Annotated in this window: 2 protein-coding genes; both read right to left on the reverse strand. The window is 74.9% G+C overall.

Annotated features, from left to right (window positions below):
• Positions 1-10 precede the first annotated feature (10 nt).
• The gene (locus QRX60_RS49200; protein ID WP_285998337.1) at positions 11-769 is read right to left on the reverse strand and encodes a thioesterase II family protein; all 759 of its coding nucleotides are present in this window, start codon (positions 767-769) and stop codon (positions 11-13) included.
• Positions 762-11,117: a type I polyketide synthase gene (locus QRX60_RS49205; protein WP_285998338.1), complete on the reverse strand. Its 10,356-nt coding sequence runs from the start codon at positions 11,115-11,117 to the stop codon at positions 762-764. The genes QRX60_RS49200 and QRX60_RS49205 overlap by 8 nt, the downstream gene beginning before the upstream one ends.
• Positions 11,118-11,148: the final 31 nt, after the last annotated feature.

Here is an 11,148-nt window from a genome sequence, read left to right on the forward strand (position 1 = left end):
AGGGTGCCTTTCAGTGGTGGCCGGAGAACGTGCCCGCGAGCCGGGTGGAGATCAGCCGCAGCACCTCGGGCTGGTGGTCGGCGAGGAAGAAGTGCCCGCCGGCGAACACCTTCAGCTCGAACTCGCCGTCGGTGTGGTCCTGCCACGCCCGCGCCTCGGCCAGCGTGGTCTTCGGGTCGGCGTCGCCGGTCAGCACGGTGATCGGCGTGCTCAGCTTCGGTCCCGGCCGCTTGACGTAGGTCTCCGCGGCCTTGTAGTCGTTGCGGATCGCGGGCAGCGCCATCCGCAGGATCTCGTCGTCGCCCAGCACGGCCGCGTTGGTGCCGCCGAGCTTGCGCAGTTCGGCGAGCACGCCGTCGTCGTCGAGCTTGTGCACGGATTCGTCCCGGCGGCAGGAGGGCGCCCGCCGGCCGGACGCGAACAGGTGCAGCGGGGTCACGCCGGCCGCCTCCAGCCGGGTGGCGACCTCGAACCCGAGCGTCGCGCCCATGCTGTGGCCGAACAGCGCGAACGGCTTGCGCGTCCGCTCGGCCAGCACTTCGGCGACGCGGTCCGCGAGCTCGGGAATGGTGTCGATGCCCGGCTCCAGCCGGCGGTCCTGGCGGCCCGGGTACTGCACGGACAGGACCTCGACCGCCCGGCCGAGCCCGGTGGACATCGGGAAGTAGAAGCTCGCCGAGCCGCCGGCGTGCGGCAGGCAGAAGAGCTGGACGGCACCCTCGTCCGCGTCGTGGTAGCGGCGGAGCCACAGCTCCGGGTTCTCAGTCATGCGTGAACTCCGTCCTCAGGGTGGTGCCGAGCCAGCCGCGCACGGTCTCGGCGGTGGTGGCGGCGTGGTCCTCGACCATGGTGAAGTGGTTGCCCGGCACGTCGATGACGGTGTCGGCGGTGTCCCAGTGCGTCTGCCACTCCTCCGGAGCCAGCCGCTCGTCGGCGACCGGGGGCTCGGACGAGCGCACCAGCAGCAGCGGCACCGACAGCTTCGCGGGCGCCCAGCCGGCCATGAGCCGGAAGTACCAGCTCATCGCCGAGAGCCGGGCGACGTCCATCGGCGCGAACACCTCCTCACGGTCGAACATGCCGCCGAACAGCTCGTCGCGGAACCGGTCCAGCGGCGAGTCTTCGCGCGGCAGGTAGCTGTCGAGCAGCACGACGGCCAGGGGCGGCGTCCCCCGCTCTTCGAGGAGCTCGGCGGCGGCGTGCGCGAGCATCCCGCCCGAAGACGACCCGAGGAGCACGAACGGCGCGCCGCCGGCGACGCGCAGCACCGAGTCGGCCTGGACCTCGGCGACCGCGCGGACACTGGTCGGCAGCGCCTCGCCCTTGACGAACCCGGGCGCGGGGAGCGCGTGCACGTCGTGGTCGCCGCGGAACGGCGAGGCGAACCGGGCGTACTGGTGCACCCCGGCCAGCGCCACGTACGAGCTGAAGCAGATGAGCTTCGGCGTGCGCTCCCCGGCGGCCAGCTGCACCGAACCCGGCTGTTCGGCCAGGTCCGCGGCCGCGTCGAAGGTGGGCCGCAGCAGTGCCGCGTTCTGCAGCAGCTCGAAGCCCTCCTTCATCTTGCCGAGCTCGCAGGCCGTGCGGAACAGCGCGCCGAGCGTCTCACCGGTGTCCACAGTGGACTTCGGGTGCACGGCCGCGCCGACGTTCAGCTCCGCCCGCAGGTGCGCGGCGAGGTCCGCCGGTGCCGGGAAGTCGAAGACCAGCGTCGGCGGCAGCCGCAGACCGGTCGACGCGCCGAGGGCGTTGCGCAGCTCGACCGCGGTCAGCGAGTCGAAGCCGGCGACGAGGAACCCGACGTCCGGGCGCACGGCCTCCGGTCCGGCGTGGCCCAGCACCGTGGCCGCGGTGGCCCGGACCAGCTCCAGCAGGATCGCCTGCTGGTCCGGCTCCGGCTTCCCGGCCAGGGCGGCGCGCAGGGCGGCCTCACCGGACACCGGGGCGGCGGCCGACGCGGCACGCCGGGCCGGCCGCACGAGTCCCTTGAGGACGGACGCGACCGAGCCGCCCAGCCCGGTGAGCTCGAGTTTCGCCGGGACCAGCGCGGGTTCGGCGAGCGACGTCGCGGTGTCGAACAACGCCAGTCCCTGCTCGACCGGCAGCGCCTGGACGCCACCGCGCGACATCCGCTGCCGATCCGCCGAGTCGAGCGTGGCGCTCATCCCGGTCTCCCACAGGCCCCAGGCCAGCGCCTGGGCGGGCAGGCCGCGGGCGGCCCGGTGGGCGGCGAGCGCGTCGAGGAAGGCGTTCGCCGCGGCGTAGTTGCCCTGCCCCGGGCCGCCGAAGGTGGCCGACACCGAGGAGAAGAGCACGAACGCCGAGAGGTTCCGGTCCGCGGTCAGCTCGTGCAGGTGCCAGGCGGCGTCGACCTTGGGCCGCAGCACCGCGTCCAGCCGCTCCGGGGTGAGCGAAGACAGGACGCCGTCGTCGAGCACGCCGGCCGCGTGCACGACCCCGGCGAGGTCGGGGACGTCTGCCAGCAGTTCGGCGAGCGCCGTCCGGTCCGCGGTGTCGCAGGCGGCGAGCCGGACGTCCGCGCCCAGCGCGGTCAGCTCGTCCCGCAGTTCGGTGGCGCCGGCCGCGCTGCGGCTGGTCAGCACGAGCCGCCGGACGTCGTGGGCGGTGACCAGGTGCCGGGCCAGCACGCGGCCGAGGCTGCCGGTGGCGCCGGTGAGCAGCACCGTGCCGTCCGGCCCGAACGGCCGTTTGCCGGTGGCGGCTTCCGTGGTGGCGCGGGTCAGCCGGGCCGCGAGCAGGGCGCCTTCGCGGACGGCGAGCTGGGGCTCGTCGGAGAGGACCGCGGACGGCAGCGCGTCAGCGGACTCGTCGAGGTCGATCAGGCGGACCCGGCCGGGGTGCTCGGACTGCGCCGAGCGGACCAGGCCCCAGATCGGTGCGCACGCCAGGCCGGGGACGTCGTCGCCGGCCGCGGCGGCGACCGCGCCCCGGGTCACCACGACCAGGCGGGAGGCGGCGAACCGCTCGTCGGCCAGCCAGTCCTGCAGCAGCGAGAGCACGTCGTGCGCGGCCGCCCGGGCGACCCCCGGCAGCTCGCCCGTGGCCGGGGCGAGGACGGCCAGCACCGCTTCCGGCACGGCCATCCCGAGGCCGACCGCGGCCCCGAGCGCGTCGAGGTCCGCATAGGACTCGCACGCGACGCCGCTCGCGTCGAGCACCGGCCCGACCTCGAGGTCGTCCTCGCCGACGATGGCCCACCGCCGCGCGACGGCTTCGACCGGGGGCGCCGCGACCGGCCGCCAGTCGAGCCGGAACAGCGACTCGTGCGCCTTCCGGACCGGGCGCACCGCCCCGGCGACGAGGGGCCGCAGCACCAGCGCGTCGACCGACGCCACCGGGCGGCCGGCCGGGTCGGCCAGGCTCAGCTTGACGGTGTCGTGGCCGTTCGGGGTCACCGTGACGCGGACCGCGGTGGCGCCGCTCGCGTGCAGCGTCACCCCGCTCCAGGAGAACGGGAGGTAGGTCCGGCCCGCCCACTCGGCGACCGTGCCGAGCACGTGCAGCGACGCGTCCAGCAGCGCCGGGTGCAGGCCGGACCGGGCCGCGTCCGCGTGCTCCTCGGGCCGCAGGGCCACTTCGGCGTGGACTTCGTCGCCGAGCCGCCAGGCCGCGCGCAGGCCCTGGAAGGCCGGGCCGTAGCCGAACCCGCCGTCCGGGCTGCCGGTGTAGAGGCCGTCGAGGTCCAGGGGCTCGGCCCCGGCCGGCGGCCACTCCGTCAGGTCTTCGGGGACGGAACCGGGTTCAGCGGCCAGCCGTCCGCCGGCGTGCCGCGTCCACGGCTCGTCGTCGAGTCGCGAGTGGACGGTCACCGACCGCGTGCCCGCCTCGTCCGGCGCGCCGAGGACGACTTGCAGCTGCACACCTTCGCGCTCAGGCAAGGGCAACGGCGTCTCGATGACCAGTTCGTCGATGCCGCCCGCACCCACGTGCTCGGCCGCGCGCAGGACCAGCTCGACGAACCCGGTGCCGGGGAACAGCGTGCTGCCCGCGACGACGTGGTCGGCGAGCCAGGGGTGGGTGCGCGGCGAAACCCGGCCCGTGCACACCACGGTGCCGTCGTCGGCGTTCGTGACCGACGCGCCGAGCAGCGGGTGGTCCGGGCGGTCGAGGCCCGCCATCGTGACGTCGCCGGCCGGGGTGAGGGAGAACTCGGGCCAGAACCGCTCGTGCTGGAAGGCGTACGTCGGCAGGGACGACGGGTCGCCGGTCCCGCCGAGGACGGGCTTCCAGTCCACCGTGGATCCGGTGACGTGCAGTTTCGCCAGTGCGCTCAGCAGTTCGCGCGGCTCGTCGCGGTCCTTGCGCAGCACCGCGGTGACCACCCCGCGATCGTCCAAGGAGGACGCGGCCATCGCGGTCAGGATGCCGTCCGGGCCCAGTTCCACGAACCGGGTCACGCCGAGCCCGGCGAGGGTGGCGACGGCGTCGGCGAAGCGCACCGTCCCCCGGGCCTGGCGCAGCCAGTACTCGGGCGAGGTCAGTTCGGTCGCCGGTTCGCCGGTGAGAGTCGAGACGATCGGGATGGTGGGCGCGGCGAAGGTGACGCCGGCCAGGACCCGGCCGAACTCCGCGAGCATCGCGTCCATGGCCGGCGAGTGGAAGGCGTGCGAGACGCGCAGCCGCCGGGTCTTGCGCCCGGCCCAGTGCCGCTCGACCTGCAGGACGCCGTCTTCGGCACCGGAGACCACCACGGACATGGGACCGTTGACCGCGGCCAGCTCGACACCCGCGGGCAGCGTCGGGACGACCTCGGCTTCGGTCGCCTCGATCGCGAGCATCGCCCCACCGGGCGGGAGGGTCTGCATCAGACGGCCCCGCGCGGCGACGACGGCACAGGCGTCGGACAGCGACCACACGCCCGCGACGTGCGCCGCGGCCAGTTCGCCGATCGAGTGCCCGGCGAGCCGGTCGGGATGGACGCCCCAGGATTCCAGGAGGCGGAACAGGGCCACCTCGACCGCGAACAGCGCGGGCTGGGTGTAGCCGGTCCGGTCGAGCAGCTCGGGTTCGGTGTCGACGACGTCCAGGAGCGGCCGGTCGAGATGGGCGTCGAACTGCGCGCACACCTCGGCGAAGACTTCGGCGAACACCGGGAACTCACGGCGCAGCCCGGCACCCATGCCGAGCCGCTGCGCCCCCTGCCCGGTGAACAGAAAGGCGGTGGCACCCTCGGCACGCACCCCTGTGGTGACGCCGGGCGCGGGCTGGCCGGCGGCGATCGCGGCCAGCCCCCGGACCAGCTCGTCGCGATCGGTGCCGACGACGACCGCTCGGTGACCGAACACCGTGCGGCCCGCCAGTGCGGTGCCGATCTCGGCGGGTTCGGCCGGGTGGGCCGCGATGTGGCTCAGCAGCCGTTCGGCCTGTCCTCGCAGGGCTTCCGGAGTGTGGCCGGAGATGGTCCAGGGCACCCAGCGCCCCAATGTGGCGTTCGGTGCGTCAGACGCACCCAATGTGGCGTTCGGTGCGTCAGACGCACCCAATGCCACATTGGGGCGCTCCGGTGCCTGCTCCAGGATCACGTGCGCGTTCGTGCCGCTCACCCCGAACGACGAGACGCCGGCACGGCGCACGCGGTCTTCGTCCGGCCACGGCACCGGCTCCGACAGCAGCCGCACGGCACCAGCGGACCAGTCCACATGGGACGAGGGAATCTCGGCGTGCAGCGTCCGCGGCAGCAGGCCGTGGCGCAGGGCCAAGACCATCTTCATGACCCCGGCGACCCCGGCCGCCGCCTGGGTGTGCCCGACGTTGGACTTGATCGAGCCCAGCCACAGCGGCCGCTCGCGGTCCTGGCCGTAGGTGGCGATCAGCGCCTGGGCCTCGATCGGGTCGCCCAGCGACGTCCCGGTCCCGTGCGCCTCGACGACGTCCACATCGGACGGTTCGAGGCCCGCACTCGCCAGCGCGGCCCGGATCACGCGCTGCTGCGAAGGACCGTTCGGCGCGGTGAGCCCGTTCGACGCGCCGTCCTGGTTCACGGCGCTGCCCCGCACGACCGCCAGCACCGGGTGCCCGTTGCGGCGCGCGTCCGACAGCCGTGCCAGCACGAGCATCCCGGAGCCCTCGCCCCAGCCGGTGCCGTTCGCGTCGTCGGAGAAGGCGCGGCACCGGCCGTCCGGGGACAGGCCTCGCTGCCGGCTGAACTCGACGAACGAGCCCGGCGTCGACAGCACGGTGACCCCGCCGGCGAGCGCGAGCGAGCACTCCCCCGCGCGCAGGGCCTGGATCGCCCAGTGCAGCGCGACCAGGGAAGACGAGCACGCCGTGTCCACGGTGACCGCCGGGCCCTCGAGCCCGAGCGCGTACGAAATCCGGCCTGAGAGCACGGAGGCGGCGTTGCCGGTGCCGAGGTAGCCTTCGGCGCTCTTCGGCGACAGCGCGAGCAGGGCGGGGTAGTCCTGGCCGTTGGTGCCGGCGAACACGCCGACCGGCGCCCCCCGCAGCGACTCCGGGTCGATCCCCGCGCGTTCGAAGGCTTCCCAGGACGTCTCCAGCAGCAGCCGCTGCTGCGGGTCCATGGCGAGGGCTTCCCGGGGCGAGATCCCGAAGAAGGCGGGGTCGAACAACGTGGCGTCGTCGAGGAAACCGCCTTCACGGGCGTACGAAGTGCCCTCGCTGTCGGGGTCCGGGTCGTAGAGCGCGTCGAGGTCCCAGCCGCGGTCGGCCGGGAAGCCGCCGATCGCGTCGCGGCCTTCGGCGAGCAACGTCCACAGCTCGTCGGGCGTGTGGACGCCGCCGGGGAACCGGCAGGCCATCGCCACGATCGCGATCGGCTCGTCGTCGGTCCGGGCCGCGACGGGCGCCGGTGCCGCCGTCCCCGCCTCGCCGGCGAGGTGCGCGGCCAGGGCGTTCGGGGTGGCGTAGTCGTAGATCAGCGTGGCGGGCAGCCGCTGCCCGGTGGCCGCGGCCAGCCGGTTGCGGAGTTCGACGGCGGTCAGCGAGTCGAACCCGAGGTCCTTGAACGCCCGGTCCGGCGCGACGGCCGCCGCGTTCGCGTAGCCGAGCACCAGAGCCACGGCGGTGCGGACGACGTCGAGCACGTCGGCCGGCCGGTCGGCGGTGGGCTGGGCGACCGGCCGCGGCGGGACGAGCTCGGAGAACACCGGTGGCAGGACCGGCGCGGCCCTGAGGACGGCGAAGTCGAACCGGATCGGCAGCACCGCGGGCTCGCCGGCGCGGCAGGCCGCGTCGAACAGCCGGAGACCCTCCACAGTGGACAACGGGATCATGCCGGTGGCGCCCAGCCGGCGGCGGTCGCGGTCGGCGAGGGCGCCGGTCATGCCGCCGGACTGTTCCCACAGACCCCAGCCGAGCGCGAGCGCGGGCAGGCCGTGGTCGCGGCGGTGGCGGGCCAGCGCGTCGAGCCAGACGTTGGCCGCCGCGTAGTTCGCCTGCCCGGCCGGGCCGAGCGTGCCGGAGATCGAGGAGAACACGACGAACGCGCTCAGCTCGGCCTCGGCGGTCAGCTCGTGCAGGTTGGTGACGGCGTCGATCTTGGGCCGCAGCACGGCGTCCAGGCGCTCGGGGGTCAGCGCGGACACGACGCCGTCGTCGAGGACGCCGGCCACGTGGACGACGCCGGTCAGCGGCCGGTCCGCGGGAATGCTCGCCAGCAGCGTCGCCAGCGCGTCGCGGTCGGCGGCGTCGCAGGCCGCGACGACCGGTTCGGCACCCAGCTCGGTCAGGTCCGCGACCAGCTCGGCCGCGCCGTCGGCGTCCGGGCCGCGACGGCTGGCCAGGAGCAGGTGGCGCACGCCGTACCGGGTGGCCAGGTGGCGGGCGACCAGTGCACCCAGCGCCCCGGTGCCGCCGGTGACGAGCACCGTGCCGTCCGGACCGAACGACGCGGACGGGCCCGGCTCGGGCGAGGTGAGCTTGGCCAGGCGCGCCGCCCGGATCTCGCCGTCGCGCAGCAGGAACTGGGGTTCGCCGGTGGCGAGCGCGGCGGGCAGCAGCCGCGCGGCCGCCGGGTCGTCGACGTCGGCGAGCACGAATCGGCCGGGGTTCTCGGCCGCGGCCGAGCGCACCAGGCCCCACACCGGGGCCTGCGCGAGGTCCGACACGCCCTCGGCGACGGCGGCGTTCCGGGTCAGGACCACCAGCGTCCGGCCGTCGAACCGCTCGTCGGTCAGCCACGCCTGCACGAGCCCCAGTGCGCGACGAGCCGCCGAGCCGGGAGTGTCATCTTCGGACCGGGACAGGAACGGGGCGACGAGGACGTCGGGCAGCGCGCCCGCTTCCGCGACGCCGTCCAGGTCGGGGTGGCAGGCCAGCGCGCCCAGCTCGGCGAACAGGGCGGCGCCGAGCTCGCGGTGACCGGAGCCGAGCAGGGCCCACGCCGCCGGGACCGGCTCCCCCGCCGGGACGGGCACCCAGTCGAGCTCGAGCAGTGAGTCCCGGGTGGCGCCACCGACCGGCTCGGGCAGCTCGGGCCAGTAGGTTTCGCGCTGGAAGGCGTACGTCGGCAGTTCCGCCGGGCGGGCGCCGGGGAACAGCTCGCCCCAGGCGGCCCGCGCGCCGCGGACGTACATCTCCGCGACTGCGGCCAGCGCGGTCCGGACCTCGTCCCGGTCCTTGCGCAGCATCGAGGCGGCCGTCGTGCCGGGCAGGCACTCCTCGGTCATGGCGGCGAGCACGCCGTGCGGCCCCAGTTCCAGGAACCGGGTGGTCCCCGCGTCCGCGAGCGCGGCCACGGCGGCGGCGAACCGGACGGGCTCCCGGACCTGGCGCACCCAGTAGTCCGGGGTGGCCAGCTCGTCGGTCACCGGTGCCCCGGTCACCGTCGAGACGATCGGAAGCCGCGGCCGGGCGTAGCTGATCCGCGCCGCGACCTGCGCGAACTCCGCCAGCATCGGGTCCATCAGCGGGGAGTGGAAGGCGTGGGAGACGGTGAGCCGCCGGGTCCGGCGGCCGAGGGCGGCGAAGTGCCGTTCGATCTCGCCCGCGGCCGCTTCTTCGCCGGACACCACGACGGCGGCCGGGCCGTTGACCGCCGCGAGGGAGACGGCGCCGGTGAGCAGCGGCGTCACTTCGGCCTCGGTGGCTTGAAGGGCGACCATCGCCCCGCCGCGCGGGAGCGCCTGCATGAGCCGACCGCGCGCGGCGACCAGCTCGGCGGCGTCGGCGAGGGAGAACACCCCTGCGACGTGCGCCGCCGCCAGCTCGCCGATGGAGTGCCCGGCTAGGTGGTCCGGTGTCACGCCCCAGGACTCCACCAGCCGGAACAGCGCGACCTCGACCGCGAACAGCGCGGGCTGGGTGTAGGCCGTCTCGTCCAGGTCCACCCCGGACTCGATGACCGTCTTGAGTGGACGATCGAGGTACCGGTCGAACTCCGCGCAGACCTCGTCGAAAGCGGTTGCGTAGGCCGGGAACCGCTCGCGGAGCTCGCGGCCCATGCCGGCGCGTTGCGCGCCCTGGCCGGTGAACAGGAACGCGGTCAGGCCTTCGGCGACCGCGCCGCGGACCAGCCCGGGCACGTCGTCGCCCTTCGCGAGCGCGCGCACGCCGTCGGCCAGCTCGGCCGCGTCGCCGACCAGGACGGCCCGGTGCTCGAAGGCCGAGCGGGTCGTGGCGAGGGCCAGCCCGATCCCGGCGGGGCCGCCTTCGACACCGGCGAGCCGCGCGGCTTGGGCGCGCAGAGCCGCTTCCGATCGTCCGGAAAGGACCCACGGGACCACGGCCGGCGTGGTTTCGTCCCGGAGCGCGGCTTCTTCGACCGGCGGTGCGGCGAGGAGCACGTGGGCGTTGGTCCCGCTGACCCCGAACGCCGAGACGCCCGCGCGGCGCACCCGGCCGTCCTCCGGCCACGGAACCGGTTCGGTCAGCACGCGGACGTTCCCGGCCGACCAGTCCACCCGCGACGTCGGCTGCTCGACGTGCAGGGTCTTCGGCAGGACGCCGTTGCGCAGTGCAAGAGTCATCTTGATGACGCCGGCGACGCCCGCGGCTGCCTGGGTGTGGCCGAGGTTCGACTTGATCGAGCCGAGCCACAACGGCGTCCGGCGGTCCCGGCCGTAGGTGGCCAGCAGGGCCTGCGCCTCGATCGGGTCGCCCAGCGAGGTACCGGTCCCGTGCGCCTCCACGGCGTCCACATCGGACGGTGCCAGGCCCGCGTCGGCGAGCGCGGCCCGGATGACCCGCTGCTGCGAGGGGCCGTTCGGGGCGGTGAGGCCGTTCGACGCGCCGTCGGAGTTGATCGCCGAACCCGCGACGATCGCGAGCACCGGGTGGCCCTTGCGCCGGGCGTCGGACAGCCGCTCCAGCAGCACGACCCCGGCGCCCTCGCCCCAGCCTGTGCCGTCGGCGCCGTCGGCGAACGCCTTGCACCGGCCGTCCGCGGCCAGGCCCTGCTGCCGGCTGAAGCCGATGAACGCGCCGGGCGTCGTCATGACCGTGACTCCCCCGGCGAGCGCGAGGTCGCACTCCCCCTCGCGCAGCGCGTGCGCCGCCCAGTGCAGCGCGACCAGCGAGGACGAGCACGCTGTGTCGACGGTGACGGCCGGGCCCTCCAGCCCGAGCGCGTAGGAGATCCGTCCGGAAAGGACACTGGCGGCGTTGCCGGTGCTCTCGTAGCCGTCGCCGACGCCGGGCACGAGGCTGAGCAGGCCGGGGTAGTCCTGGCCGTTGGTCCCGGCGAAGACGCCGACCGGCTCGCCCCGCAGCGACAGCGGGTCGATCCCGGCGCGCTCCAGGGCTTCCCACGACGTCTCGAGCAGGAGCCGCTGCTGCGGGTCCATCGAGAGCGCTTCGCGGGGCGAGATGCCGAAGAAGCCCGCGTCGAACGCGCCCGCGTCGCGGACGAACCCGCCCTGGTCGACGTAGCTGGTGCCCGGGTGGTCCGGGTCGGGGTGGTAGACCGCGTCGAGGTCCCAGCCGCGGTCGTCCGGGAAGTCCGTCAGCGTGTCGGTGCCGGTTTCGAGCACCCGCCAGAGGTCCTCGGGCGTCTCGACGCCCCCGGGGAACCGGCAGGCCATCGCCACGATCGCGATCGGCTCGGGCGTGGCGGATTCGGCCTCCCGCAGGCGTTCCCGGGTCTCGTGCAGGTCGGCGGTGACCTTGCGCAGGTACCCGAGCAGCTTCTCCTCGTTCACGTCGCACCCCGCCCGCCGGGGACCCCGCGCG

The organism is Amycolatopsis mongoliensis (assembly GCF_030285665.1).
Classification (GTDB): Bacteria; Actinomycetota; Actinomycetes; order Mycobacteriales; family Pseudonocardiaceae; genus Amycolatopsis; species Amycolatopsis mongoliensis.

Excerpts from the sequence above, each read along its gene's own strand:
- QRX60_RS49200 (WP_285998337.1), bottom strand. The coding sequence starts at position 769 with ATGACTGAGAACCCGGAGCTGTGGCTCCGCCGCTACCACGACGCGGAC.